This is a genomic window from Salinivibrio sp. IB282 (genome assembly GCF_001995685.1).
GTDB lineage: Bacteria > Pseudomonadota > Gammaproteobacteria > Enterobacterales > Vibrionaceae > Salinivibrio > Salinivibrio kushneri.
The window spans coordinates 13,440-39,067 of the sequence record NZ_MUET01000020.1 but is presented as its reverse complement, the minus strand read 5'-3'; the positions used below and the strand labels follow the sequence as shown (position 1 = coordinate 39,067).

Genomic DNA, 25,628 nt, shown 5'->3' with positions numbered 1-25,628 from the left:
TATCTAGACAAAGTCAGCAAGGAGCGCGTTATGTCATCTAATAATATCTACGATCTTGGCTTAGACAAAAGTCCAGCCAATTATCAAACACTGAGCCCGCTTTCTTTCCTTGAGCGGGCCGCCAGCGTCTATCCAGATTATCCGGCCAGCGTGCATGGCCATTTATGTTGGAGTTGGCAGCAAGTCGATCAGCGTTGTCGTCAATTTGCCTCGGCATTGAGTCAAGCCGGCATTGGGCTGGGTGATACGGTATCGGTGATGGCTCCCAACCTGCCTGAAGTCTTTGAGTTGCATTTTAGTGTGCCGATGACAGGTGCCGTACTCAATACCATTAATACCCGGCTAGAAGCGGAAACCGTCGCTTTTATTCTCGAACACGCGGAAAGCAAAGTCTTTATCGTCGACAAGGAAATGACGGAAGTGGCTAAGCGGGCGTTAAAAATGATCAAACACCGCCCACTGGTGATTGCGATTGATGATCCCTTGTATCCGTATGGCGAATGCATCAGTGAAACTACCTACGAGACGTTTTTAGCAAAAGGGGATGGTGATTATCAGTACGCATTGCCAGACGATGAATGGCAGGCCATTTCTCTTAATTATACATCGGGCACCACGGGCAATCCCAAAGGGGTGGTGTATCATCACCGTGGCGCCCATCTGAATGCCGTGAGTAATGTGCTGTCTTGGAACATGGATTCCCATCCAGTGTATCTTTGGACGCTACCCATGTTCCACTGTAATGGTTGGTGTTTCCCATGGACGGTGGCCGCAACGGCGGGGGTGAGTGTCAGCCTACGGCATGTTCGGGCCGAGCCTATCTTTGATGCGATAAAAACCCATAAAGTCACTCATTTCTGCGGTGCGCCCATTGTCCTTAATATGATCAACAGTGCTGATCCGGCGTTAAAATCTGGCATTAAGCATACCATCAAGGTCATGACCGCAGGTGCCGCGCCACCTGCCTCTGTGATTGAGGGCATGGAAGCGATGGGCATTGCTGTGACCCATGTTTATGGGCTCACCGAAACCTACGGTCCTTGCGTGGTGTGTGATTGGCAGCATCATTGGGATCACCTCTCCCAACAAGAAAAAGCGCGGATGAAAGCGCGCCAAGGCGTACGCGCGCCGATGCAAGGGGATCTGATGGTCGCCGATCCGGTGACGTTTAAACCGGTTGCAAAAGATGGTGGCACACTCGGTGAGATTTTTGTCCGCGGTAACATCGTTATGAAAGGCTACTTAAAGAACCCCAGCGCGACCGAAGATGCCATGAGTAACGGCTGGTTTAGAACGGGCGATTTAGCGGTGTGGCATGCCGATAATTACATCGAAATCAAAGATAGATTGAAAGATATCATTATTAGTGGTGGAGAGAATATTTCCAGCATTGAAATTGAAGATGTCTTGTATCGTCACCCCGAGATTGACGAAGTCGCGGTGATAGCGATGCCCGATGAAAAATGGGGTGAGGTTCCCTGTGCGTTTGTCAAAACGACCGAAGCATCAGTCGTAACTGAAGCAGACATTATTGCTTTCTGTCGTGAGCAAATGGCGCACTTTAAAGCGCCTAAAAAAGTGATCTTTACAACACTCCCAAAAACGTCGACAGGGAAAGTGCAAAAATATGTACTGCGTCGTAACGTGAGTGAAAAGTCAGTGTAATAAAAAAGCGGTGGCGTCATCCCGTCACCGCTTACTAAATTACCTTCAGGCCGTCAGTTGGGCGAGTTATCGCCTAACATCTGGCAAACCTATAGCTGCTTGAGTACGGCTTCAGCACTGGAAACGTCAAAGCTTTTCGGCGGCTCAACATTAAGCTGGGTGACGGTGCCATTTTCAATGATCATGGCATAGCGCTGTGAGCGAACACCGCCAAACTTCCCCGAATCCATTTCTAGTCCTAGCGCCTTGGTAAAGCTCGCATCACCGTCGGCCAGCATATGAATCTGATTGGCATTTTGTGCCTCGCCCCAAGCCTGCATCACAAAGGCATCGTTAACCGATACGCAGGCAATCATATCGACGCCTTTTGCTTTAATCTCATCCGCTTTCACCACAAAACCCGGTAAGTGCGACTCTGAACAGGTCGGGGTAAAGGCCCCCGGCACCGCGAACAGCACAACCTTCTTGTTGGCGAAAAGGGCAGGGATGTCGTGGGTTTGCATGCCCTCAGCGGTGAGTTCACTGAGGGTGGCGCTCGGTAGAGATTGTCCTTGCTGAATCATGATGACTCCTTGGTCATTGTCTTTGCGTTTAGCTCAAGCTTAGCATGGACGCGGTATGCTTATATACTCAGACTGACGAAGGGTTACCCAGTCGAGCTCCTTGTAGAAAGGCGCTTTTTATATGTGTTGGTTTATCGTAAACTCTTATCATTCATATCGATTTGTAGAAGAATCTAAATGTCTCGAATCATTGACTTTCCAAACCGCCACCAGGCTTACCATGCCCATGTCTACTACGAGGCTGACACCGAAGCGCAGGCGGATGCTATCTATCAGGCTGCCGCCGCATCATCACTGCCCATCGACCTTGGCCGCTTTCATCGAAAATGTGTTGGCCCACACCCAAGATGGAGCTTCCAAATCGCCTTTGATAAGGCTGCGTTTGACGAGGTGATGGCATGGCTTGAGGCGCATCGCGGTGATTTAACCGTGTTTTTGCATGGCGTGACGGGCGATGACTACATTGACCATACGGCTCACGTGGGTTGGATGGGCCCGTCTGTTGAACTCAATCTGGCCATATTTAAGCCCAAGCAATGAGTGCTTTTCTTGCATACCCAGCACTGCTGATTTGGCACGGCGATGATGAACTCTCGTTTGCGTCAGACTCGGCGTCGCTTGAGGCGCTGAGTGACAGCGTGATCACTGAAGACGATCGGTTGGTAGATAGCGAAGGCATTTGTTGGTTGAGCGAAAATGGGGGGCAGCACTGGCAGCCAAGTGGGGAAATCATGCCACTTGAGCAGCTTGTGGCGCGTATTCAAGCGCATTATGCGCAGCAAGGGCAGTGTTGTGTGGGAAAAATCCAGTTTAAAGATAGGGCCGCCGCCATCAACAGTGTGGCGACGGTCTCTGGGAATTAACGGCTGTCAGCAATCCGACGTGACACTTTCAACGAAGAGTGCGGACGAATACGCTTGATGTTCAAGCGCTGCTTGTTACGCAATCGAATGTGGCAGAGCTCAAGTATCAAACCAAATGCCATCGCAACATATACGTAGCCTTTGTTGATATGAATGCCAGCACCTTCGGCCATCAGCAGCAATCCCAGTAACACCAAGAACAACAAGGCTAAGGTTTTAAACCCAGGGTAACGGCTGACCAGATTATTCACGGGCTCTGCCGCAATTATCATAATGATGGCGGCGGTAATAATGGCGGCGACCATCACAGGCACATCTTGGGTGAGACCGACCGCAGTGATCACTGAGTCCATCGAGAATACCGCATCTACCGCAACGATTTGCAGCAAAATCACTGCCATACCAGTGCGCACTTGTGTCGAATGGCTCACGGGCTCGCCATGACCCAACCATGCCCACAGCTCTTTGGCACTTTTTAGCAGCAAAAAGCCACCACCAAACAGCATGATAAGATCTTTACCGGTAACCGGTTCCATACCAATCGTAAACAGGGGCACAGTCAACGACATGACCCAAGCGATGGAAAGCAATAAGCCAATCCGGCTAATCACGGCCAGACCAATACCCAAGGTGCGCGCAAAGCGGCGTTTCTCTTTAGGGAGACGTTCACACAGTACGGAGATAAAGACTAAGTTATCAACACCCAATACCACTTCAAGGGTTAGAAGGGTAAAGAAGACCACCCAGGTTTCGGGTTCCAAAAAGAGTGTTAACATACGATGGCCTCCTGATTAAAGGAAGCGGGGAAGGGCATAACACGACATCGGTCGCTGTCCATGGATTGTGATTACCTCTGTGACTAAAGAGTGCTTATATAAGCACCGTCTTGACACCTTGGCAAGCAGAGAAATAGCGAGTTGACCAAAAATTGACAAAGCATGTAAACGATCAAACCTGTTACTGAGTAAGACTCATCATGTTGGATTTAAAGAGGGAATAAGGATGAAAAGAGGCTGGGTGATTGGGTTATTATCCTTAATGTTAACTGGGTGTTTAGGCATGCCAAAACAGGTTACACCCGTAACAAACTTTGAGATTAACCGCTATTTAGGTACTTGGTATGAAGTAGCGCGACTGGATCACTCGTTTGAGCGCGGCTTATCCGATGTGACGGCAACCTATACGTTGCGTGAAGACGGTGGCGTTAAAGTGATAAACCGAGGCTTTAGCCGCGAAGAGGGCAAATGGCAAGAAGCAGAGGGTAAGGCGTACTTCGTTGAAAATGATAAGACGGGGTATCTGAAGGTTTCGTTCTTTGGGCCTTTCTATGGGTCGTATGTGGTGTTTGATTTGGATGATAACTACCAATATGCCTTTATCTCGGGGCCTGACCACGATTACCTGTGGTTGCTATCGCGCACACCGAGCGTGTCGGAGTCAGTAAAAAACAAATTTATTGCAGAAGCGAAACAGCGAGGTTTTGCCACTGAAGCGCTGATTTTTGTCGATCACAGCCGCACGGACCCCAAACACAAGAAAACCCAGCAGTAGAAGAGACGCATCATGCGAAAGACAGATAAGAAATATGACAAGGCGGTTCGAGAAGCGCTGACAGATGTCTGTGAATTGACAATGGAAAAAGTGGAGGGATTTGAATGGCTGACGCATGAGGTGAATTATCAGCGTTTTCCACAAAGCTTAATCGTGCGGCTAATGTTTAAAGACCGACAGACGCTAGCCAGCTTTGAACGAAGTGATGACTACCAAGCCGCTCTAAATGATATACAAAGTCGCCTTGCTTCTGTTGGTATCACACTGAAAAACATCAATCTTCATGTTGAGTTAGCGACACTGTAAGGCTGTGATTACTCGCACACTTACCTTATGGCTGACACGTTACAGTGTGATATCAAAGCGACTCAATGCCCCTACCGATTAAGCGAAGGAGCAATGGTATGGAAGCAWGAATTAGTATCATCACATTGGGGGTTGCGGATCTTTCTCACTCTTATGAATTTTATCGCCAATTGGGCTTTCCAACGCACCGCCACCCTGAAGAAGGCATCGTGTTTTTTAGTACCGCAGGTACACGATTAGCGTTATATCCCGCAGACTCGTTAGCCGATGATATCAAACCCGGACTCACCGTTAACGAGACAGGGTTTGGTGGTATCACATTGGCGCATAACGCGCGATCCAAAGAAGAGGTCGACGAGGTACTGGCGCTGGCAGAGCGGTGTGGCGGTCGTATTGTTAAACCTGCACAAGACGTATTTTGGGGAGGCTACAGCGGCTACTTTGCCGATCCGGATAACTACCTTTGGGAAGTGGCTTATGGCGATTGTTGGCAATTTGATGATAACGGCAGCCTTATATTGGACTAATGGCCGTGGATTTATTGCGTTAGCAACAGCCTGAACTCGATGTGGGTGTACTTCCCATTGGTAAAGGTGAGCTTGTTGCCTGTTTGCGTGATGGAAAGTTGGCAGGATAAAAAGGCGTCCCGAAAGACGCCTTTTTAGTCTCTACAGCCTGCAGTATTACGCGGCTGCTAGCGTTTGTGCTTGACGGTTTGCATGCCAGACCAAGCCAAAGCCAATAATCACCACCGCACAGGTGGACAGCATGACGGTGGTGACGGCGATCAAGCCCGAGGCCGCAAACGCAGACACCACGGCGCTCGCCAAGAAGCAGATYATCATTTGCAAGAAGTTCAGCAGCCCCGCCGCTGTCGCGCTACATGATTTAAAATCTTCTAAGGCTCGGTTTACCACGAGTGGATAAATGGCACCATTGGCCGCTGCCAAAAAGCAGAATGGCCCCAAGATTACCCAAATATTAGTGACATCAGTGCGCCAGCTAATTAAAAAGATTACCACCACACTGGCGACAAACAGTTTCAGTAACCAAGGAAGGATGCTGTGATCTTTGAGTTTATTCAGTGCATAACGACAGGCATACCCGCCGACAACAAACGCGATCGTTTGTGGGATGTAGCTTAGGCCAATGTCTGCTTCGGTATAGCCCATCGCTGACATGATAAACGGCGATCCAGTCAAATAGGCAAAGAAAGCGGCCGAGCAACCGGCAAAGATAAGCATATTTCCGATGAACTTTTTTGATTTAAAAACTTGCTGGTAGTCACCCTTAAGTTTATCAATAATTTTAGTATCTTGTGCTGGGCTAGTTAAGCTTTCTTCCTCACGAAGGGTCAGTGCAACAAAAATAATACCTAGTGCGAATAAAACCACAAAAATACTGCGCCAATCAAAATGCTGGAGTAAATAGGAACCTAATAATGGTGCGAGAGCTGGAGACAAAGCAACTAAAGGCATGATAGTGGCGAACACTTTCTGCCCCAGTTTTCCCTCATAGCGATCAATGACCACGGCTTGCCAAATCACAATTGCGCTGCACGCGCCCAACGCCTGAACAAGGCGCGCACCGAGTAACAGATAAATATTATCTGCAAACAGACATACCACGGTCGCAACGCTATAGAGACTTAAGCCAATTAACAGCGCAGGCTTGCGGCCAATGCGGTCGGAGAGGGGACCATAAACGAGCTGACCACAGGCCATGCCAAGCAAAAAGATGCTCAAGGTCAAACCGATATTGGCCGACGAGGTCGCAAAATCGATTTGCATGGCTTCAAAGGCGGGAAGATACATGTCGGTGGCTAAGAAGCCGAGCATACTGAGCCCTGCTAGCCAAAACAGCGTGATAAATGGCACGTTTTTGTTCATTTTTTTATCTCTTGATACAAAGATTAATGTAAAGAGCAGTTTATGCCTAACAATTAATACTGTGAAACGCTATGATTTGAATACTGCTTTCAAAATATTTGATGTGAATGTTTTCTTACCAAGATTTTCAAGTGATTGACGTGGTTGCACGGCGAGGAAGTTTCTCTGCGGCGGCTGAAGAGCTGCACAAGGTACCGAGTGCGGTGAGCTACACGGTACGACAGATTGAAGACAAGCTGGCCGTCACCCTGTTTGAGCGGCTTCATCGCCAGGTTCGGTTGACCGCCGCGGGCGAGTACTTTGTCTCCCAGTCACGTGAGATGATTAAGAATATGGAAGCCATTCGCCAACAAACCCAGCGTGTTGCTAATGGTTGGACGCAAAGTGTCGCATTGGCACTGGATAACGTCGTAAGAGAGGATAGCGTCAATACCTTGGTACGTGACTTTTATGATGCGTTTCCTGATGTCGAGCTGTTACTGACCATGGAAGTATTCAATGGTGTGTGGGATGCGCTGGCGGATGATAGAGCCGATATTGCCATTGGTGCCACGGCTGCTGTGCCAGTGAGCGGCGCGTTTCGCTATCGAGAAATGGGTACCCTGCGTTGGCGGTTTGTGGTGAGTCCGTCGCATCCACTCGTACAGTGTGCCCAGCCACTGGCTAATGATCAGCTCGCGTCGTATCCGGCGATATGTTTGGAAGATACTTCGCGCCGTTTGCCGCGTCGTACTACCTGGCTATTGGATAATCAGCGCCGTCTTACCGTCCCCAATTGGCACAGTGCTATGCAATGCTTTAAGGCCGGGCTGGGCATTGGTGTGATGCCGTCACACATGGCAGAAGACGCGATTGCGCGAGGAGAGTTGGTGGAGCTTGCCCTTGAAGAACCGCTATTAAGTAGTCCGTGTTGTATTGCATGGCGCTCGGATAAAGAATCGCCACCGGTGCGCTGGCTGCTCGACTACCTGGGCGATAAAGAGCAACTGCAGTACCAGTGGTTATAAGCTAGGAGGACGGCGCATCGAGCGTACGCAAGGTTTGATACCCCGCCCAAACCCGTGATGTGGCGGTGATTAAACAGGCTGCGCCAAAAACGCCGGCAATCCATGCCATGTATGTAGGGAAAAGACACATCAACACAAAGCTGGCGATGGTTTCCGTGCCTTCGGTGATCCCGCCGATGTAATACATCGACTTGTTGGCGTACACTGGGTTATCAATCTGGTGTTTGCTCGCCATAATCGCAAACGCTAAAAAGCTTGCGCCTGTACCCATAAAGCAAAACAGCAGAAAGCTGGCGGCGATGGCGTTACTAGCGGGATCAGCCAGCGCAAAACCAAAGGGAATGGCAGCGTAGAAGATAAAATCGAGGGTGATATCTAAAAAGCCCCCTGCGTCCGTGAGTCCTTGCTCGCGGGCGAGCGCGCCATCAAGGCCATCGAACAGTCGGTTAATGATAATGAACACAAGCGCCAGCCAATACACTTGTAGCGCCAGAGCGGGCACCGCCAGCAAGCCAATCAAAAAGCCCGATAGTGTGACGGTATCAGGTTTGACCCACCACTTTGTGAGCTGCACCGCTGCCTGCTTCAATGGCCAGCGGATCACGGCGATGGCATAGCGATCAAGCATTTTGCATCTCCTCATGCAGTACTGAGCTAGCTGGGCGTTTAGGCCAATTTAAACAGCGGCTCTGGTGCGCAATATCCTCGGCATCATGCGTCACAATCAGCGCGGGGATGTTGCGCTGCGCGATTTGCTCAAACACGAAAGCACGAAAATCCCGTCGTAGCGGCTTATCCAGCTTACTAAAGGGTTCATCAAGCAAGATAGCATCGGGCGCGGCGAGTAATGCACGCAACACACTGATCCGCGCGCGCTGCCCGCCGGAGAGCTGGCTGGGGGCATAATCGGCAAACTCCGCTAAATTGACAGACCCTAATGTTGCGATGGCCTGATCACGTTTTTGCGCTTTGCTCATCGATGAAGGCAGGGCAAAGGCCAAGTTTTGCCAGACATTGAGATGCGGAAAGAGCAAATCATCTTGAAACAAAATCCCGATACGGCGCTGCTCCGGCGGCAAGTGATCAAAGGGTTCACCATTTAAGGTTAGTTGGCCGCTGTAATGCATGGGCGGTTGAATGTGTCCTGCCAATACGCTCAGCAGGCTCGATTTTCCGCAGCCACTGGGACCCATTACGGTGAGTATTTCTCCCGGGGCGACCGAGAATGATAAATCACGCACCAAGCATTGCTCAGGCGCGTTTATGGTGAGTTGATTGACACACAGTGTCATGGTGTTTCGCTCCTGAATAAGTCGGTGTTGATGTGGGTAAAAGGCGGCGCTCCGCAATACGGCTAAGCACGGTGGCTAAGGCGAAAACAATAAGGGGAAGCATCGCTTGCATCAGTCCATACAGACCACTAATACGGCGATCGAGGCCGCTCGATAAGCTAACTGCCTCGGTAGTGAGCGTATTAATGCGTCCCGCGCCCAACAACTGTGTAGGCAGATATTGCGCCAAACTGACACTCGCGCCGACCGCCCACGCCAAGATGATCGCAGGCAAAAGCAGCGGTAGTTTAACGCGCCACCATGCCAGTGTTGCACTGACACCGAGGCTCCTGGCGGTTTGCATGAGCCGCATATCAAATTGCTGCCACGGCCCATCGAGCGCGAGATACACATAAGGAAACGCGAAAAAAATGTGAGCCCAAAGGGTTGCCGGCACGTGCCATTGGCCGGGGAGGCTGTACACCGCCACCTGAATACCGAACAAGATAGAGAGTTGCGGAACCAATAATGGAATGGCGATGACGGCTCTCGGCACCGAGCATCGCTGATTGACCGAGCGCTCCAGACACCCAATAGCAAACAGCAAGGCGACACTGGCGCTGATCACCGCCAGAACAATGCTGTTTCCCACCAATGACCACACATAGCTCAGTTCTTGTTCCCAAAACCGTAAGCTATATCGACTGGGCAGCCAATCGGGAAATGACCAACGCAGCGCGAATGACCACACCAGCAACACAGGTATAATCGCAAGGGGAGTGATAAACACTGGCCACCAGAGTAACTTGCCAGGCAGCCATGCGTGGCGGCGGCCCGTGTATTGCCAGCGATTGAGACATTGGCAGCCAAGCCACGCCAAAAAGCGGAATAGCAATAACGCTAGGCCACATAGGGCAAATAACAACAATGCCCCAGCTGAGGCTCTGGGCAATAACGCCAAATCAGGGTCATTGAACCACTGCCATACCAATACCGCATAAGTGGGCGGCGTATTGGGCCCGAGGATCATCGCCACATCAACCACCGACAGACTGTAGGCGATGACGGCAAAAATCGGGAAACGCATTTTGGCCAGCCAAAGCGGAAGAATGACTTTTAGCCAGGTTGCGGTGCGGTTATACCCGAGGCTGGTTGATACCATGGTTAGTCGAGAGACATCAATTTGCCGTAGCACTGACAGGCTCATCAATAATAAAAATGGTGTCTCTTTTAGCGTTAGCGCCAAGGTGAGCCCGATAACATAAGGATCTTGTACTAATGCCCAAGTTACAGGTTTCTCACCGAAAAGGGGACTTAACAGGCGAAACAGCCAACCCGAGGGGGAAAGCAGTAAAACCAGGCCAATCGCAAAGGCGACGTGTGGCAATGCCAGTAGCGCAGGCAAGCGCGCACTGAGCTTTTGCCAAATGGGCGTGTGCCAAGCGGCTTGTAAAATCATAAAGCTAAATGCCACCGCGAGCAGGCTACTGCCCAACCCCGAGATGAGCGTCAGCTGAATCGATTGCCAAAGTCCCGGCCATGCCATGACTTGGTGCCAGCCGCTAAAATTGGCCTCTGTCAGCCCCAGGGTGGGCAAGAACGCAAAGGCACTCGCGAGCAAGCCGCCGACCCCTGGCAACAAGGGTAGGCAGCATACCGTTAGGGTGATGGCAAACAGCAAACGTGCCATATCAGCCTCTTTTTATTGGCCGTAGCGTTTCAGCCAAGCAGCCTCAAGCGCGGTTTGCCAGCTCGGGTGTGGCTCGGGCTGGGTATTAAAGCGACTGACCTCGGCGGTCTCGGATAATTTAACGACCGGTGGATCGCCCCATACTTGGGTATCGGCTTTACGCAGCTGTGCCTTTTCGCTCATCAAGAAGTTGATAGCGACCATGGCGCCGGCTTTGGCATTGGCGTTGTATGGGATCGCCATAAAGTGAATGTTAGATAGCGCACCTTGGTCAAAGGCAAACGCACGTGCTGATGGGGCGAGCTTTCCAGATGCGACTGCCGCTTTTGCCGCATTGGGGTTAAACGCTATCGCCACGAGAAGCTCGCCGTCGTCTAGCAGTTGTAGGGTTTCGGCACTGCTGGAGGGAAATTGTGAGCCTTCGCGCCAGGCCACTTGATGTAATTGGTCCAGATAGCGCCATAATGGCGCGGTCACGGCGTTAAAGTCCACCTCATCAACGGGCAGGTAAAGGGCTTCGGGCGAATCTGTCAGCTCAAGCAGCGCCGCTTTCAAAAAGCTGGTGCCATGGAACTGCGGCGGTTTTGGGTAACTCACTCGACCTGGGTTCGCTTGCGCGAGACTCAGTAATTCAGCAAACGAGCGAGGCGGGTTGGCAAGTGTGCGCTTATCGTGGATAAATACCAGCTGTCCCACTCCCCAAGGCGCTTCGAGGCCGTCTGTTGGTTCCGTGAAGTCCTCTTCAACCGGTAAGCTTTTATCGACAATTTGCCAGTTGGGCAGCCTGCTAACAAAAGGGCCGTACAGCAAATCATTTTCTTTCATTGATTTGAAGTTTTCGCCGTTAATCCAAACCATATCGACGCTGCCGCCGCTATCCTTACCCGCGGTCTTCTCGGCAAGCAGGCGATTGACGGTTTCAGCGATATCCGCCACTTTGACATGTTTAAGCGTGACACCGTAATCGCGTTGCAACTCCCGATTTGCCCAACGTAAGTAAGCATTGATCTCTTGATTGCCACCCCATGCGTTAAAGTAAACGGTTTGGCCTTTGGCTTGTTGCTCAATACTTTCCCAACGCTGGTTTTCGGTGCTGGCGGAGGCGGTTAAACTGACGACACTTGCGATCGACAGTGTTATCGCCGCTATCCAATGTTTCATTTTAATCTTCCTTTTCAATTAGTGACGCATCCAACGGTGATATTTTTCGACCCATTTCAGCAGCTTCTCGGGGGCATGGGCTTGCTTCCACATCCCGGCAGTATACTTCACCGCTTCACTCATGGTGGGATAAGGGTGGACGGTGCCAAGGATCTTATTCAGCCCAAGCCCGTGCCGCATGGCGAGAGTAAATTCTGCGAGCAAGTCGCCCGCATGTTCGCCAACAATAGTCACGCCTAGAATGGTATCTTTTCCTTTCGGTGTCAGCACCTTAATAAAGCCATGATCATGTCGCCCACCGCGTAAATATTGGGATAGGCGGTTTGCAGATACTCATTGATTTGAATTGTGCCACGCTCGGTCACTGGAATATCGAGCTTTTCGAGACCAAAGCCTTTGGTGTTGGCGCTGCGCCCTAACGCGACCAGCACTGCATCAAACGCGACGGATTTCTCCCCATCAGGACCGTCGAGTAACGCGACTTGTTGATCATCACTGTGCTCAAATGCTTTCACTTTGTGTTGTGTTAAAACAGTGACGCCGTCACGCTCTAACGCCTGCTCAACCAACTGGGCGGCATCTTTATCTTCACGGCTGAGAAGTTGGTCGGCCATTTCTGCGAGCGTCACTTGGCTGTCTAAACACGCAAAACTTTGTGCCAATTCCGCGCCAATGGGACCACCGCCTAACACCAATAACCGTGGCGGCAGTTCATTCAGAGACCAAATTGTATCTGAGGTGTAATGGGTGACCTCAGCCAAACCGGGAATCGGGGGCAACATAGGGCGTGCGCCTGTGGCAATCACGATGTTGCGGGTAGTGAGGCGTTCGCCATTCACTTCAACTTCCCATGGCGAGACGATGTGTGCTTCGCCTTGCACGCACTCCACGCCGAGCTTGGTGTAACGCTCGACCGAATCGTGAGGCTCAATGTGGGTAATCACTTGTTTAACTCGCGCCATGACCGCTGGAAAATCAACGGCTGGCGTCTGGGTATGAATGCCAAACGCCTTAGCCTTGCCAATTTCTCGCATGGTTTTCGCCGCGCGGATCAGCGCTTTAGAAGGCACACAGCCCGTGTTTAGGCAATCACCTCCCATCGAACCTTTTTCAACTAGCGTGACTTTTGCTTTCACCACGGCTGCGATATAGCTTGACACCAAACCGCCTGCGCCGGCACCAATGACCACCATATTGCGATCGAACTGACCAGGCTTGTTCCAACCTTGATAGCGTTTACGACGCGTGACCCACGCGATGATCCACTTTGCCAGCAGCGGGAATAGGCCGAGTAAGGCGAGTGAGCCAAGCACCGAGGGTGACACCACGTCGCCGAGTGCGTCGATTTGGGCGAGTTGAGTCCCTGCATTCACGTAGACTGCGGTACCCGGCAACATACCGAGCTGACTGACCCAATAGAAGGTGCGGGTTTTGAATGGGGTGAGCCCCATCACTAGGTTAATCAGAAAAAACGGGAAAATCGGGATTAGGCGTAGGGTCAACAGATACAAGCTGCCGTCTTTCTCGATACCACGATTAATAACGTCGAGCTTATTACCGAACTTGGCCTGGACCCAGTCGCGCAACATAAAGCGACTCACCAAGAAGGCAAGGGTGGCGCCAATCGAGCTGGCAAAGGAGACCAACACCAATGCCCACCAAAAGCCAAACAGTGCTGCGCCCAATAAGCTCGCCACTGCCGCTCCCGGTAGCGACAATGCTGTCATCACCACATAGCCGACAAAAAACACCAGACTTGCGGTGGTCGCGTTTTCGATAATGTAATCGTTTAATGCCGCTTGTTGTGCTTTGGCGTTTTCAAGCGTCAACCATTGGCTGAGATCAAAACTAAACCACAGGGTAATAAGCGCAACAATCACTAAACCAAGCAGGATTTTTTTTACTGGCATACTATGTCTCGTCAGGTAGCAAATAGGGCCCAGATATAACATTAGGTGCTTTAGACTAATTAACTGGCTGATTTTTTTGGTTGCATTAAGAAACTGTGCTCTTAATCGTACCTAGGATCAGACCTGTCCGATCGCGAGAGACTTTCAAATAGAGTGTGAAAAACGTGTGGTTGATGCTTTTTTGAGCGAAAAGCGAGGCGACACCGCCGAGAGGCGGTGTTGAACGCGAACATTGCTCACAGAAAAGATTWGAGCGTTATACAAGGGAGACTGTGAGAGGTTATTTTTCTAGATGTTGTAATAATTCTTGGCGGCGTTGAGGAGGGACAACTGACCAGTGTTTGCCAGTAATTGCGCCCTCTAGTGACCATAATAGCTCCAAGCTCAGGTCTTTATCGTGCGCAGATACCAAGGCTTTGTATGCGTTGACTGCGCCATGTTTTTGCAGCGTTTCGGGGGTGTCAATCCCTGCCTTTTTCAGCATTCTTTCTGTTGCTAACCGGAGGTTAGGGAGGTCTTTTAATCGCGACGGACTGGTTTCGGTTTTCAGCGAACGATCGCGAATAGCGACATCGAGTGCACTTTTAGCTTCATTGATGAGTTTTTGGTGATCGTCCCACCAAGCATCAGGAATGGCAAAGTACTTGGTCACCACCGGGAAACCACGCTTTTTATAAACGTAAGGGGTAAGTCCCTGCTTCTTAAGTAAGGTTTCGTTTTCTTTGCCGGCGCGTAGATGAAGGGTGTTGTTGACGACAAGGGCGAACATGGTGTCTTCGCAAAATAAGCCAAATCCGCCGAACATGGATCGGGATTTGATATTGCCAAAATCGGCAAATAAACGCATCGCGTCTTTTAAAGCTGGTTTATCCATTAATAACAATCTCGATGAATGCAAATGCCTAAAAATAATGTGTCAGTGTAACAAGGCAAACAGGCAGGATTGTCAATAAGTTATCAAAATATCAATAATGATACTTCATATTGCATTGACACCATCTTCAGCTTTATAACGACGATGCTGGCAACCCCGCTACCGTGACTGACTGAAACGATTGATCAGTGTCCGTAGGCCGGTGGCTTTGCGTCCCATGCTTTCGCCATGGTTTGCCTTGTTCAAACAGGGATAAGCATATAATACTTAGACAGTGATGTCGCCCTCACTAACCATACAAAATGTGATTTTGGTTCAAAAAAGTTGTAATTGATAAGTTAAAGTAAAGGCTCTTTTTGGCTCGAAAGACTAAAAAAGCCACCATACCCAAAGGCATTGGCGGCTTAAAAAACTTCTATAAAACACTAATTTATCGTTTTTACTGATTCACGACTAATGAGCTCGAGATCCATTTCAAATACTTGCTGTTGCGTATCATTATCGTTAATGCGTGCGAGCAAGAGTTTAACGGCGGTTTTACCGAGCCGCCGTTTAGGTTGGTGCACGGTAGTGAGTGGTGGTGAGTAATACTCGGTGAGATCAATATTGTCATAACCGATGACAGACATATCCTCAGGTACCTGCAACCCAGCTTGGTTAAAGGTGCTAATTGCCGCAAGCGCCATGATATCGTTGAAGCAAAACACGCCCGTGGGGCGGTGGGTCATATCAATGAACTGTTGTGCAGCGACTTTGGCCTGGTCTGCCTCGAAGTCAGCCTCTACAATCCAGTCAGGGTTCGCGGTTATATTGGCTTCATTCAGTGCGCGGTAAAACCCTGCTAGTCGTTGTTTACAGGTATTTTTATCCATTTGACCGGAAATGCAGCCAATTTGGGTATGGCCATTGTCAATAAAGTGTTTGGTGGCCAGATAGCCGCCTAATTCAGCGTTATCTTCGATGCGGTCGGTGTTGATATGATGACTCCCCCAGTCCATAACCACCATGGGCAGGTCACGCTTTTTTTCCAATAGCAGCATGAGGTCTTCGTTAAGATCCGAGCACACCACAATCAAGCCGTCGACGCGTTTTTCTGACAACATGCGCAAATAGTCACGCTGTTTTTCTAAGTTACCCTCGGTATTACATAAGATCAGGGTATAACCTTGCTCATAGCAGTAGTCTTCTACACCGTGAACCAGTTCAGCGAAAAAGGGGTTAGTCGATTTGGTCACCAACATGCCAAGCGTGCGCGTCGTATTGCATTTTAAGCTGCGCGCCACCGCACTTGGCGCATAGTTTAGATCATCAACCGCTTGCCACACCTTTTCGGTGGTCTTTTCGGCGACAAAGCGGGTCTTATTGATAACGTGTGAAACCGTSGTGGTYGAAACGCCCGCGAGACGCGCGACATCTTTAATCGTTGCCATCTTAATTCTTCTATATTGTGAAGCCTTGGGATCGTTACTCGCGACCTTACAGAAAAACGCCGCTGTAACGCAGCGGCGATGTCTTTCACAATCCCGGCTCATTAGACGGTTGCGAAGGTAACGAATCCGATTTCATCCATTCTCATAGTTAATCGGTTGCGGTCTCAGTTTACTTAGGTTGCTGCTCAGTCGCAATTGGTCTGATGAGCGAACGATCATCAACAGACGGTTTTGTGACCCAGCTAGGTGGTTATCAATGCAAAAGTCTCATGGCGACGCTGGCAAGCTCCCACCTTGATAGCAATAAATCAGGCACTAGGTCACGATCAATGGGCAGGCATGCTCTGGGTGTTCAATGACCGTAAGCGGATACTGATAAATCGTCGAGACCTGTTCACTGTCAAAACACTGCCAAGGGGTCCCCGTTAAGACCATCTCTCCTTGTTTGAGAAAATACAGGCGATCCGCGTAGCGACTGGCAAGATTGAGATCATGGAGCACCAAGATCACCGTCATCCCTTGATCGGCAAGCGACCGACAGCGTTGTAGCGTGTAATGCTGATGGGTAATATCGAGCGCCGATGTAGGTTCGTCGAGTAGCATGATGGCCCGCGTAGGATCGGTTTGGACCAACTGCAAAGCAATGCGCGCCATATGGACTCGCTGTTTTTCACCGCCTGACAAAATAGGGTATGGCCGGTTGGCAAGGTGGGAGATATCCCACTGCTGTAACTGTTCATCGGCCAGCGCGGCAACTTGCGCCTGACTCGCTTGTAACGGCGTAGCCCCCATTTGAACCACTTCTTTGACGGTAAACGCAAAGGTTAAGCCACTACTTTGGGGGAGAAAGGCGACCTGTTTAGCAAAGTGTTCACCGTGCCATCTGGCTTTGGGCGTCGCCCAAAAATCAACCTGGCCTGATGGATGGCTGTCACTCATCACTTGTTTGAGCAAGGTGCTTTTCCCCGCGCCATTTGGCCCGAGCAACACATGTAATTGGCCTGCAGCAAAGGAAACATTGATGCGATTAAGTAGTTGGCGTCCGTTAAGCGAGTAACTTAAATCACGAACATTAAGGGCAATATCAGACATTAATGCACCACTGCTTGTCGTTGTTGGATCAAAAGCCATAAAAAGAAGGGTGCCCCCATAAGTGCGGTGATGATCCCCACTGGCAGCTCTGCCGGCGCAACGATGATTCGTGCGATAATATCAGCAAGCGTCAATAAAAGGGCGCCCAATATCGCCGATAAAGGGATCAGGGTGCGATGATCTGGCCCAGCCAATAGGCGGCCAATATGCGGTACAACCAAGCCAATAAAGCCAATTAATCCTGCGGCACTGACCGACACGCCCATCCCAGCGGCTGTTACAATGATCAATAAGCGCTTTAGGCGATGAACATTGATGCCAAGATACGCAGCTTCGTTCTCGCCAAGTAATAAGGCGTTGATATGCGGAGCGCAGCGATAGGCAAAAAGCGTGAGGGTAACGGCTGCAACGCCCGTTAACGCTATGAGTCCCCACGATGCGCCAGTGAGCGACCCCATTGACCACAAGGCGATATCACGCAATGTTTGGTTATCAGCAACGTAATTGATTAACCCGAGCGCCGCACCCGACAAGGCACTAATGGCAATACCGGCTAATAACATCACGGTAACCGATGTTCCCATCGATGTTGTGCCAATACGATAAACAAACAAGGTGGCGACCAGCGCACCCAAAAAGGCAAACAGCGGCACCGAGAGGGTAAAACCGACGTTGAGGCTGCCCCAGGATAAAAGTAGCAATCCTAACGCGCCGCCTAACGATGCCCCTCCAGAGACCCCAATGATCCCCGGATCCGCAAGCGGATTACGAAATAGCCCTTGCATTAATGCGCCAGATACTGCCAGAAGTGCGCCAACGAACAAACACAATAAGGTGCGTGGTAAGCGGACTTGTTGCACGATGGTCAAGATATGCGGTGCGACATCACTTTGCCAAGGGCTCAGGCTTTGTAAACTGACGAGCCATCCGAGCTGCCACTGTCCCACGGCTATCGACATTACCGCGACAACGAACAAAACTGAGATGAGCGCAGGGAATAGGCGCTGATGGGTTTCACGAAAGTAAGCGTGCATTACTATTGGTTTCCGGTTAACGCCGTTTGAATACGAAGGGCTTCCTTAAGCGTATTAAGACTCAATCCCCCCACTAACACGCGACCATCCACAGCGATGATGCGATTGTTTTTATACGCTCGCGTGTTTGATAGCAACGGGACGGCGTCTGCTAGGCCTTGCATACCACCAAGCTGATCGAGTGAGCGTTGCATAACCAAAATAAAGTCCGGGTTAAAGCCCAGTAGCGCTTCGGGTGAAAGCGGCTTATAGCTGGTGACGGATTCAGCCGCAGGGTTTGTGGCACCGAGTAAGTCAATCAAGGTATTTGGGGTGGTATCAGCGCCGGCGACACTGGCAGGCCGCCCCTGATGAACCAAGAGAAACAGACCGTTGAGTGTGGATGTGTTTAGTGCTGACGCAGACGCTCTGGTTTCTAGCTTGGCTAATTGAGCGTCCATGGCGTTGATCAATGGTTCGGCATTCGCTTGTGTCGCCGTTAACTCCGCCAGGGTATGAATGCGTTGCTTGAGGGCAGCAACCGTCGGGGTGCTCGATAACCTCACTACCTTGACGCCGGCATCACGGAGTGTTGATAACACAGGTGCTGGGCCCATTTCTTCTGAACCAATTAAAAGATCGGGGGATAGCGAAAGCACCCCTTCCGCCGCGAGTTGGCGATGATAGCCCACGCTCGGCATGTCCTTCTCTTGTAATTGGCTGGTGGCATCAATACCAACAATCTGTGATTGCGCGCCAAGCTCAATGAGCAAGTCAGTCACACTCGCCCCCGCGCTGATGATACGTGGTGAAGCATGAATACTAAGCGATGCGAAAAGACTGATTAGAGCTATCACTCTTGCTGCGGCGACCATGTTAAATCCTTATCTTTGCTTTATCAGYGTTTAATGACTTAGCAGTAACGTCCTGTTTTGACAGTACTATAGGTGTTACTGCACAATTGTAATTATTAGTTACATACCTAATTAAGATCAATTATCGTTTACATTGGTGTTCTCGATCAATACAATCTTGCAAAAATAATGATGATTCTCATTTGTAGTTAAACTAGAGAGCACTGACATGACATTGAAAAAGGATATTTTGATACCGCGCCCCAGCCATTTAAACCTCGCGATTGGGCTGGCACTTGGTACATTAAGCTTCACTTCATCAGTAATGGCCGCGACTGACGAGCAAAGTAGTACGCAAACAGAGACGGTATCTGTGTATGCCAGCCGTATGGACGCGCAAAAAGCGAATGGCGCCGTGGCAGTCAATACGGTTTCACTCGACGAGATTGAAAAACGCCAGGGAAGTAATGTCACTGACTTAATCCGGCACTTACCTAATGTGTCTGTGCTCGGCGGTGGGCGCGATGTGGCGCAATCTGTGACTATTCGTGGATTAAGTAGCGAAAACGGTCGCGTGGTGCAGCTTATTGATGGTGCACGTCAGAACTTTTCTGTGGGTCATCGCTCGAGCTTATTTATGGATCCTGAGTTACTTCGTTCTGTCGAAGTGGTCCGTGGCCCTTCCAGTACCTTGTGGGGCTCCGGGGCCTTGGGGGGCGTGTTTGCTCAAACGACAAAATCAGCCAGTGATTTTCTTTCCGGTGATCAGGACTTAGGTGGTTACCTTAAACAAGGTTTTCATAGTAACGATAATGCCTCACGCACCAGCGGCGCGGTATTTGGACGAACAGAGACGGTTGATTGGCTGGTGCAAAGTTACTACAACGATAGTGATGATAACCAATTAGGCAATGGCGAAACCTTGTCTTATTCAGCCGAGAGAGAAAAAGGCGGGTTTGCGAAAGTGACATTCACGCCGTCTTTAGACCATCAATGGACGTTGACTGCTCGTCAAGGCAAGCGTGATGCCATGGTGCCATATAACCCTTCGAAGTTAGCGATCTCAAGCAGGTCGCCTCGCACGTATCGTCAAGTAGATGATCAAAGCTTGTCAGTCGCCTATAACTACAACCCAAGTCAGTCGTGGGTAGATTTGGATGCGCGTCTGTATTGGAATGATACCGAGGTCAATGAGCATCGTGTTGAGAAGGGTGAATTTGACAATAACCAAATGCAAACGCTGGGCTTATCTTTGTCCAACCACTCAAACCTTGAAAACCTCACGCTCACCACTGGGTTGGATGCTTATCAAGATCGCTTTGAAACCGTACGTGATAAAAGCAGCAACACCTCTCGCCCAGACAACCAAGACGCCGAAGCACAAAGTGTCGGCTTGTTTAGCCAAGTTGATGTACCGCTGGGACAAGCATGGCACTGGCAAGCGGGTGTACGCTTTGACGCCTATGACGCAAAAGATAAGCGACCCAGCTCGACGATTGGAGACCATGATGATACGGCGTGGTCGCCTTCCACCGCATTAACCTGGCAGGCCACTGAGCAGCTGGCACTCACCGCTAGTTATCGTGAGGCGTTCCGAGCACCGAGCTTAGAAGAAATGTATGCCAGTGGTACACATTTTGGAATGAATCAATTTGTGCCGAATCCCGACTTGAGGCCAGAAGAGAGCGCCAATAAAGAGCTAAGCATGACCTATACGTTTGTGCCAAATACGTATGTAGATCAAGGTTATGTCGATGTGCGCGTATTTCGAAACGATGTCGATAACTTTATCGAACAATCAACTAAAGACGGCACATCAGGTACGAAAGGTGATGGTACTACCGTCAAGAATAACTTGCCTGAAGCTAAACTCGAAGGCGTCGAGCTAAGCCTTCATCACCAACTCGGTGGCTTTACCAATAATCTAAACTACAGCCAAACTGAAGGGAGAGACAAAGAGACGGGCAGTTACCTCGATAACATCCCAGCCCACAAGTTTGTTGCGGAAACCGACTACGCGCTGGCGACGTTACCGGTGAGTGTTGGTGGTCGCGTTTCTCATTATGCCGATCAAGACGATACGAATAATGCCAACAGCTACGACGGCTATACCCTGTGGGATCTCTATGCAAGTTATAGCMCGAATGGCGCCTGGGATGGGGTGAAGTTCGATCTCGCGATCGATAACTTAACCGACGAACAGTATACCCGAGCCTGGGCACAAGTGGCCTCTCCAGGGCGTGATATTAAATTTAACGTTCGTTACCAATTTTAATCAAACACATACAAAGGGCAGGTGAACGCCTGCCCACACTGATAGAACCTATCACAATAAAAATAGGCTGGGAGTGATCAATGACAACCACTACGTTAACGGAACAGGTCAGCGCGCTACTGAACGAAAATGCCTCGATGCTGCCTGCCGATATGGCAGCAACGCTAGGTGTGAGTGAGGGAGAAGTGGTACGCGCCATGCCCGCAGATTATCAAACTTGGGTCGATGGGCAACATGCTGAAACCGTGCTCATGCAGGTGGCCGAATGGGGTGGCCCAGTCACGGCGATTGTGCATTCCGGCGGCTCAATCTTTGAAGTAAAAGCGCCGTTTCCCAAAGGAAAAATCGCTTACGGCTATTACAACTTAATGGGTAAGCCCGGTGAGATGCATGGCCACCTAAAGCTAGAGCGTATGGCGGGTATTGCTTTTGTCAGCAAGCCCTTTCGCGGCAAGACAACCCACTACATCGGCTTTTTTACCGAACAAGGCGATTCGATTTTTAAGATTTATCTCGGGCGTGACGAAAAACGTCAGCTTCTCGACCATCAGATTGATGCCTTTAATCAGCTAAAAACGCAGTTAGCGACCTCAACACCAACAGGCCTGGAGCAATAATTATGGATCAAGCGACGAAACAACAACGCCTACAAAACCGCCTTGGCCCTGAAATTAAAGAATTTCGTGAAAACTGCCGGACGTTACAATTGGCGACCGTAGACGCACAAGGTAAACCCAATGTCAGTTATGCGCCCTTTATTCAGCGTGAAGATGGCTTTTATATCCTCATTAGTGAAATTGCCCGTCACGCACGCAATCTGCAAGAAAACCCCAACCTGTCGTTGATGATGATCGAAGATGAAGGGAGCGCGAAACAGATTTTTGCCCGGCAACGTCTTAGCTTTGACGCACGAGCTGAAATGGTGGAACGTAATACCGATGCTTGGCAAGCCGGTATTGATGCGTTGAAAGCCCGTTTTGGCGATATCATTGAGAGTCTAAGTGGGTTAGAAGATTTTCTTTTGTTCCGTTTGGTACCGGACAATGGTTTATACGTCAAAGGATTTGGTCAAGCGTTCCAAGTAGGTAACGATGATTTGGTTGATATGGTGCACCTTGACCAAGGACACCGCAAAGTCGGCAGTGATCAAGACATCCGATCGACCGACGAGGTAGCGGTCAACAGCTAATCGTTGCGATCTCTATTTCACCATTCACGGCAATGCCTTACGCATTGCCGTTTTTGTCTGCGCGCGGGTCAATAACAACCGATCATTGAATATGGTAAAGTGGCACCTTATACCAATGTGATAACGAACAACACCATGAACTATATCCCTTTATCTGACTATAAGCGCAAGTGGATCTTTACCCATCAATCATTACCGATTGAGGAAAGCGATCTTGCCGAGATTAAACCCATGACAGAGACGCGCGCGGCGCAGTTGTGGCAAGAATTTATCAGTAAAGACAGCCCAACCCCGGATCATTTTGGCAAGCAAGATTGGCCAACCCATCAAAGTGTTTGGACCCAGCGGCTGGTTTGGCAACAAGCCTGGGATGATGACGGTGACCTTCCTGATGAGTTTCTCGCTCACTTTCCATGGGAAGACAACATCAAGGTTTATTTTTGTTATGACAAACACAATATCGTCGAAACTCACTGGAGGGTGTTTAAACAGTATTGGAAAAACTTCCTGTTCTACGACGATAAGCCTATTTTACTGGGACGTCGGCGCAAGGAAGTGGCGATGTTTGAGCAATCAGGGGAAGTGATAATTGGCAAGCGTGACTGACCTCAAGTTGTCAGTGGTGGTGCCGTTATAAGTGATAGCAAGGCGTCATTGTGACAGTAGACATGGTTTTATGGCGCAAAACCTCTTGGTAAGTAGCCTTAGAGAGAAGAGTGGTATTCGGTGCACAGCGTAGGAAGAAGCGATGATTAGGATAATGGCAGCGGTGTACTTATCGATGTTGTTGGTCGGTTGCTCACTGCCAAAAATGTCGGACTTATGGCGCAATTACAGCACCATTGGCCTCAACGAAGCACTGCGCGGCGCGCAACAAGATCTTATCCATTGCCGCTATAATAAAACACTTGATACGGCGCAGCGTTATACCGTGATTGGTACGGCGCGAGAGAAAATGCGTGCGTTTGAGCTAATGGGCATTGTCTACAGCGAACAAGAGAACAGCGCTGAGTTAGATCATACCTTGCAGCGCTTTTTGTTTTCAGAGCCGGGACGGACGATGACGGCCTCTCAGGTGCAGATGCAATGGCGCCAAGCCCAAATTGATATTGAACATCAACGCGAGGCTGTATTGAGTCAAACTCATTGCCTGCAATCGACCGACTCACCCAAAACAGGACCGCTAAAATAGCGCGAATATGACATTGAATCGTGGTTAATCAAATTAAAAAGGCAGCCACCGTAACCTGGCTGCCTTTTTATTGTTCGAAACGCACTGATACTTAGGCTTTGAGAATACTCTCTGCCAGGGTCATCAGGCGTGGGTAGGCAAACTCGCTTTCTTTGGCTATTTCCCCCTGTTCTGCCAACACTTCTTGCAAAATATCCGTGGTAGTGAGCGGATTGGCCAGCACGACACGGAAAACCGTGGTGGTGCGTCGTTGCCATTGTTCTGGGGTGAGGCGCGTGCGGGAGACAAAGGTTTGACCTGATTCACGCTGGCGTTTTTGCACAAATTTAGTCAGATCATTGAGCAAGTTATGAATCAAATCGACTTGCTCTTCATTAGCCACCGCAAGGGCCGCTTGCACACGAGCGGGAACAAACCGATAGGTCAATAAACAAAGCTCTGGCTCTGAGATAAGCTCAAAATCCGGGTGTTGGCTAATCATCTTGGCAAACGCAGCTGCTTTATCGATACTTTGATCAATCAACAACTCATAACCGCGGCGAGAGATAATGTTCATACAAGCAAACACCAACATTGCCATGCCACTGCGAGAGCCCTCGAGTGTGTGACTGCCCAGATCTTTTGCTCCTTTACGGAGAATATACTCGGCGTGGTGCTCGATGGATGCGACCACGGACGGATCTTTAAACAGCACCATCCCCGCGCCCATAGGGACATAAAGCTGTTTATGGGCGTCAATGGTCACCGAATCAGCACGTTCAATCCCACTCAGTTTATGTCGCTGGTTATTCGACATTAACGTCGCGCCGCCCCACGCGGCGTCAACGTGGAAGTGAATGCCCTCACGCTCCGCAATATCCGCCAATGCGTTGAGTGGGTCGATACTGCCGGTTTCTGTGGTGCCCGCGACACCCACGATGGCGACCGGCTTAATTTTGTCTCGATTCAGTTGCGAAATGGTGTCTTCAAGTGCATCAATACATATGCGATTTTGGCTATCCGCAGGCACCGAGATCAGTTGGTCGCGACCAATACCCAGCACATCAGCCGCCTTACCCAGTGAATAATGACCACGCTCTGACACCAAAATAGCGAGGTCGCGATAGCCGTAGTGGCGCATCGCGCCAAACAAGCCAGCCTTGTTGATGCCAGGAAACTCTCCGTCAGGCTTGAGGACGTTATTTCGCGCGACCCATAAAGCGGTGATATTCGCCACTGTGCCACCTGAGCAAAAAGCACCGAGTGAATGGTTGGCGCTGTGCATCCAACTCTGATAGAAGGCGTCGTCTTGCTGATAAATCAGGTTATGCAACATGCCAAGCACTTGCCGCTCAAGCGGTGTAAACGCTTTAGAGGTTTCAATTTTGACCGTATTTTGGTTGAGGCCAATCATGATTTTAGACAGTGGCATCAAAAAATAGGGCAGTGCAGAGGTCATGTGGCCGATAAATCGCGGTGAAGCGGTATGTACTGATTGAGCAACGAGTTTCTCGAGCAGAAACTGCGTATGATCAGAGACAAAACTGGGATCTTCAGGGATGGCCGGGTCGCTAAAATCGCGCTCAATATCAGCGAGCGATCGCTCGGTGGCAGTTATATGGTTTTGTAAAAACCGGTTTAGATTCTGAGAGATCGCTTGCTCAATTTGGCTGAGCGTTGAATCTGGGGCTTCGGGGACAGTAAAAATCCGGTGCAAGGTTTCCGGTGTGGCGTCCGCGGCTTTATTGTGTGTTGCCATGACGTTCTTCTTATATCTGCTTGGCTGTCCAAATAGTGACCCTCTCAAGCGCATTGAGACTAGGGTCACGATCACTGACTGAAATTAGGCCTCAA

General features: G+C 49.9%; 25 protein-coding genes, 1 pseudogene and 1 riboswitch. Of the genes and pseudogenes, 12 read left to right on the top strand and 14 right to left on the bottom strand.

Features of this window, described 5'->3' with window-relative positions:
- Positions 1-30: 30 nt before the first annotated feature.
- Positions 31-1,665, top strand: coding sequence for an acyl-CoA synthetase (locus BZG14_RS06515; RefSeq protein ID WP_077608289.1), 1,635 nt, complete (start codon positions 31-33; stop codon positions 1,663-1,665).
- Positions 1,666-1,754: 89 nt separating this feature from the next.
- On the opposite strand, the gene BZG14_RS06510 is transcribed toward BZG14_RS06515, so the two are convergent.
- Positions 1,755-2,228, bottom strand: a complete 474-nt coding sequence (locus BZG14_RS06510) for a peroxiredoxin (RefSeq protein ID WP_077486184.1) — start codon at positions 2,226-2,228, stop codon at positions 1,755-1,757.
- Between the two features lie 177 nt (positions 2,229-2,405).
- Between BZG14_RS06510 and BZG14_RS06505 the strand changes: the two genes are divergently transcribed.
- Positions 2,406-2,768: a DOPA 4,5-dioxygenase family protein gene (locus BZG14_RS06505; RefSeq protein ID WP_077457967.1), complete on the top strand. Its 363-nt coding sequence runs from the start codon at positions 2,406-2,408 to the stop codon at positions 2,766-2,768.
- A complete protein-coding gene (locus BZG14_RS06500) occupies positions 2,765-3,091 on the top strand; it encodes a DUF4144 family protein (RefSeq protein ID WP_077608288.1) in 327 nt (108 codons plus the stop codon). The genes BZG14_RS06505 and BZG14_RS06500 overlap by 4 nt, the downstream gene beginning before the upstream one ends.
- On the opposite strand, the gene BZG14_RS06495 is transcribed toward BZG14_RS06500, so the two are convergent.
- The gene (locus BZG14_RS06495; protein WP_077608287.1) at positions 3,088-3,867 is read right to left on the bottom strand and encodes a TerC family protein; all 780 of its coding nucleotides are present in this window, start codon (positions 3,865-3,867) and stop codon (positions 3,088-3,090) included. The genes BZG14_RS06500 and BZG14_RS06495 overlap by 4 nt on opposite strands.
- Positions 3,868-4,093: 226 nt before the next feature.
- Here BZG14_RS06495 and BZG14_RS06490 point away from each other — a divergent pair, with 226 nt between their 5' ends.
- The 3 genes from BZG14_RS06490 (at position 4,094) to BZG14_RS06480 (ending at position 5,475) form a co-directional block, all read left to right on the top strand.
- Complete coding sequence (locus tag BZG14_RS06490) at positions 4,094-4,642, top strand: lipocalin family protein (protein WP_077608286.1); 549 nt, start codon at positions 4,094-4,096, stop codon at positions 4,640-4,642.
- Positions 4,643-4,654: 12 nt separating this feature from the next.
- Positions 4,655-4,948 (top strand): hypothetical protein, encoded by a 294-nt coding sequence (locus BZG14_RS06485; protein WP_077608285.1) that lies wholly within the window; start codon positions 4,655-4,657, stop codon positions 4,946-4,948.
- A 98-nt stretch (positions 4,949-5,046) separates the two neighbouring features.
- Positions 5,047-5,475 (top strand): VOC family protein, encoded by a 429-nt coding sequence (locus tag BZG14_RS06480; RefSeq protein WP_077608284.1) that lies wholly within the window; start codon positions 5,047-5,049, stop codon positions 5,473-5,475.
- Positions 5,476-5,631: 156 nt separating this feature from the next.
- Here BZG14_RS06480 and punC read toward each other — a convergent pair whose 3' ends face one another.
- A complete protein-coding gene (gene punC, locus BZG14_RS06475) occupies positions 5,632-6,837 on the bottom strand; it encodes a purine nucleoside transporter PunC (protein ID WP_077608283.1) in 1,206 nt (401 codons plus the stop codon).
- A 107-nt stretch (positions 6,838-6,944) separates the two neighbouring features.
- On the opposite strand from punC, the gene punR reads away from it, so the two are divergent.
- Entirely contained in the window at positions 6,945-7,844 is a 900-nt protein-coding gene (gene punR / locus BZG14_RS06470; RefSeq protein WP_077599877.1) for a DNA-binding transcriptional activator PunR, read from the top strand.
- Position 7,845: 1 nt separating this feature from the next.
- On the opposite strand, the gene BZG14_RS06465 is transcribed toward punR, so the two are convergent.
- From BZG14_RS06465 to BZG14_RS06420, 10 genes and pseudogenes are all read right to left on the bottom strand, one after another.
- Positions 7,846-8,472 carry a CDP-alcohol phosphatidyltransferase family protein gene (locus BZG14_RS06465; RefSeq protein ID WP_077608282.1) on the bottom strand — a complete coding sequence of 209 codons (627 nt, stop codon included), beginning with the start codon at positions 8,470-8,472 and terminating at the stop codon, positions 7,846-7,848.
- A complete protein-coding gene (locus BZG14_RS06460) occupies positions 8,465-9,136 on the bottom strand; it encodes an ATP-binding cassette domain-containing protein (RefSeq protein ID WP_077608281.1) in 672 nt (223 codons plus the stop codon). Before BZG14_RS06460 ends, BZG14_RS06465 begins: the two co-directional genes overlap by 8 nt.
- Positions 9,096-10,805, bottom strand: a complete 1,710-nt coding sequence (locus tag BZG14_RS06455) for an ABC transporter permease (RefSeq protein WP_077608280.1) — start codon at positions 10,803-10,805, stop codon at positions 9,096-9,098. The genes BZG14_RS06460 and BZG14_RS06455 overlap by 41 nt, the downstream gene beginning before the upstream one ends.
- 12 nt (positions 10,806-10,817) lie before the next feature.
- Positions 10,818-11,966 carry an ABC transporter substrate-binding protein gene (locus tag BZG14_RS06450; RefSeq protein ID WP_077608279.1) on the bottom strand — a complete coding sequence of 383 codons (1,149 nt, stop codon included), beginning with the start codon at positions 11,964-11,966 and terminating at the stop codon, positions 10,818-10,820.
- A gap of 18 nt (positions 11,967-11,984) precedes the next feature.
- Positions 11,985-13,876: pseudogene (locus BZG14_RS06445) on the bottom strand (FAD-dependent oxidoreductase).
- Between the two features lie 280 nt (positions 13,877-14,156).
- On the bottom strand, positions 14,157-14,750 hold the full coding sequence (locus BZG14_RS06440; RefSeq protein ID WP_069361291.1) for a TfoX/Sxy family DNA transformation protein: 594 nt from the start codon (positions 14,748-14,750) through the stop codon (positions 14,157-14,159).
- Between the two features lie 146 nt (positions 14,751-14,896).
- Positions 14,897-14,998: riboswitch (cyclic di-GMP riboswitch) on the bottom strand.
- A gap of 177 nt (positions 14,999-15,175) precedes the next feature.
- Positions 15,176-16,180, bottom strand: a complete 1,005-nt coding sequence (locus BZG14_RS06435) for a substrate-binding domain-containing protein (protein ID WP_069361290.1) — start codon at positions 16,178-16,180, stop codon at positions 15,176-15,178.
- A gap of 315 nt (positions 16,181-16,495) precedes the next feature.
- Entirely contained in the window at positions 16,496-17,272 is a 777-nt protein-coding gene (locus BZG14_RS06430) for a heme ABC transporter ATP-binding protein (RefSeq protein WP_158011733.1), read from the bottom strand.
- Positions 17,272-18,306: a FecCD family ABC transporter permease gene (locus tag BZG14_RS06425; protein WP_077608278.1), complete on the bottom strand. Its 1,035-nt coding sequence runs from the start codon at positions 18,304-18,306 to the stop codon at positions 17,272-17,274. The genes BZG14_RS06430 and BZG14_RS06425 overlap by 1 nt, the downstream gene beginning before the upstream one ends.
- A 2-nt stretch (positions 18,307-18,308) precedes the next feature.
- Positions 18,309-19,142 (bottom strand): heme/hemin ABC transporter substrate-binding protein, encoded by an 834-nt coding sequence (locus BZG14_RS06420; protein ID WP_274532387.1) that lies wholly within the window; start codon positions 19,140-19,142, stop codon positions 18,309-18,311.
- Positions 19,143-19,368: 226 nt separating this feature from the next.
- Between BZG14_RS06420 and BZG14_RS06415 the strand changes: the two genes are divergently transcribed.
- From BZG14_RS06415 to BZG14_RS06395, 5 genes are all read left to right on the top strand, one after another.
- Entirely contained in the window at positions 19,369-21,414 is a 2,046-nt protein-coding gene (locus tag BZG14_RS06415) for a TonB-dependent hemoglobin/transferrin/lactoferrin family receptor (RefSeq protein ID WP_077608277.1), read from the top strand.
- A gap of 80 nt (positions 21,415-21,494) precedes the next feature.
- Complete coding sequence (gene hutX, locus BZG14_RS06410; protein ID WP_077608276.1) at positions 21,495-22,031, top strand: heme utilization cystosolic carrier protein HutX; 537 nt, start codon at positions 21,495-21,497, stop codon at positions 22,029-22,031.
- A 2-nt stretch (positions 22,032-22,033) separates the two neighbouring features.
- The gene (gene hutZ, locus BZG14_RS06405; RefSeq protein WP_077608275.1) at positions 22,034-22,603 is read left to right on the top strand and encodes a heme utilization protein HutZ; all 570 of its coding nucleotides are present in this window, start codon (positions 22,034-22,036) and stop codon (positions 22,601-22,603) included.
- A gap of 135 nt (positions 22,604-22,738) precedes the next feature.
- Positions 22,739-23,209, top strand: coding sequence for a DUF2947 domain-containing protein (locus BZG14_RS06400; RefSeq protein ID WP_077608274.1), 471 nt, complete (start codon positions 22,739-22,741; stop codon positions 23,207-23,209).
- A gap of 142 nt (positions 23,210-23,351) precedes the next feature.
- Complete coding sequence (locus BZG14_RS06395; RefSeq protein WP_131825167.1) at positions 23,352-23,795, top strand: hypothetical protein; 444 nt, start codon at positions 23,352-23,354, stop codon at positions 23,793-23,795.
- A gap of 91 nt (positions 23,796-23,886) precedes the next feature.
- Here BZG14_RS06395 and panP read toward each other — a convergent pair whose 3' ends face one another.
- Positions 23,887-25,533 (bottom strand): pyridoxal-dependent aspartate 1-decarboxylase PanP, encoded by a 1,647-nt coding sequence (gene panP / locus BZG14_RS06390; protein WP_077486203.1) that lies wholly within the window; start codon positions 25,531-25,533, stop codon positions 23,887-23,889.
- Between the last annotated feature and the right edge of the window lie 95 nt (positions 25,534-25,628).

What these genes read in the sequence shown, in the direction of transcription:
- BZG14_RS06515 (WP_077608289.1), top strand. Translation starts at nt 31, where the DNA reads ATGTCATCTAATAATATCTACGATCTTGGCTTAGACAAAAGTCCAGCC.
- BZG14_RS06510 (WP_077486184.1), bottom strand. Translation starts at nt 2,228, where the DNA reads ATGATTCAGCAAGGACAATCTCTACCGAGCGCCACCCTCAGTGAACTC.
- BZG14_RS06505 (WP_077457967.1), top strand. Translation starts at nt 2,406, where the DNA reads ATGTCTCGAATCATTGACTTTCCAAACCGCCACCAGGCTTACCATGCC.
- BZG14_RS06500 (WP_077608288.1), top strand. Translation starts at nt 2,765, where the DNA reads ATGAGTGCTTTTCTTGCATACCCAGCACTGCTGATTTGGCACGGCGAT.
- BZG14_RS06495 (WP_077608287.1), bottom strand. Translation starts at nt 3,867, where the DNA reads ATGTTAACACTCTTTTTGGAACCCGAAACCTGGGTGGTCTTCTTTACC.
- BZG14_RS06490 (WP_077608286.1), top strand. Translation starts at nt 4,094, where the DNA reads ATGAAAAGAGGCTGGGTGATTGGGTTATTATCCTTAATGTTAACTGGG.
- BZG14_RS06485 (WP_077608285.1), top strand. Translation starts at nt 4,655, where the DNA reads ATGCGAAAGACAGATAAGAAATATGACAAGGCGGTTCGAGAAGCGCTG.
- punR (WP_077599877.1), top strand. Translation starts at nt 6,945, where the DNA reads ATGTTTTCTTACCAAGATTTTCAAGTGATTGACGTGGTTGCACGGCGA.
- BZG14_RS06465 (WP_077608282.1), bottom strand. Translation starts at nt 8,472, where the DNA reads ATGCTTGATCGCTATGCCATCGCCGTGATCCGCTGGCCATTGAAGCAG.
- BZG14_RS06460 (WP_077608281.1), bottom strand. Translation starts at nt 9,136, where the DNA reads ATGACACTGTGTGTCAATCAACTCACCATAAACGCGCCTGAGCAATGC.
- BZG14_RS06455 (WP_077608280.1), bottom strand. Translation starts at nt 10,805, where the DNA reads ATGGCACGTTTGCTGTTTGCCATCACCCTAACGGTATGCTGCCTACCC.
- BZG14_RS06450 (WP_077608279.1), bottom strand. Translation starts at nt 11,966, where the DNA reads ATGAAACATTGGATAGCGGCGATAACACTGTCGATCGCAAGTGTCGTC.
- BZG14_RS06440 (WP_069361291.1), bottom strand. Translation starts at nt 14,750, where the DNA reads ATGGATAAACCAGCTTTAAAAGACGCGATGCGTTTATTTGCCGATTTT.
- BZG14_RS06430 (WP_158011733.1), bottom strand. Translation starts at nt 17,272, where the DNA reads ATGTCTGATATTGCCCTTAATGTTCGTGATTTAAGTTACTCGCTTAAC.
- BZG14_RS06425 (WP_077608278.1), bottom strand. Translation starts at nt 18,306, where the DNA reads ATGCACGCTTACTTTCGTGAAACCCATCAGCGCCTATTCCCTGCGCTC.
- hutX (WP_077608276.1), top strand. Translation starts at nt 21,495, where the DNA reads ATGACAACCACTACGTTAACGGAACAGGTCAGCGCGCTACTGAACGAA.
- hutZ (WP_077608275.1), top strand. Translation starts at nt 22,034, where the DNA reads ATGGATCAAGCGACGAAACAACAACGCCTACAAAACCGCCTTGGCCCT.
- BZG14_RS06400 (WP_077608274.1), top strand. Translation starts at nt 22,739, where the DNA reads ATGAACTATATCCCTTTATCTGACTATAAGCGCAAGTGGATCTTTACC.
- BZG14_RS06395 (WP_131825167.1), top strand. Translation starts at nt 23,352, where the DNA reads ATGATTAGGATAATGGCAGCGGTGTACTTATCGATGTTGTTGGTCGGT.
- panP (WP_077486203.1), bottom strand. Translation starts at nt 25,533, where the DNA reads ATGGCAACACACAATAAAGCCGCGGACGCCACACCGGAAACCTTGCAC.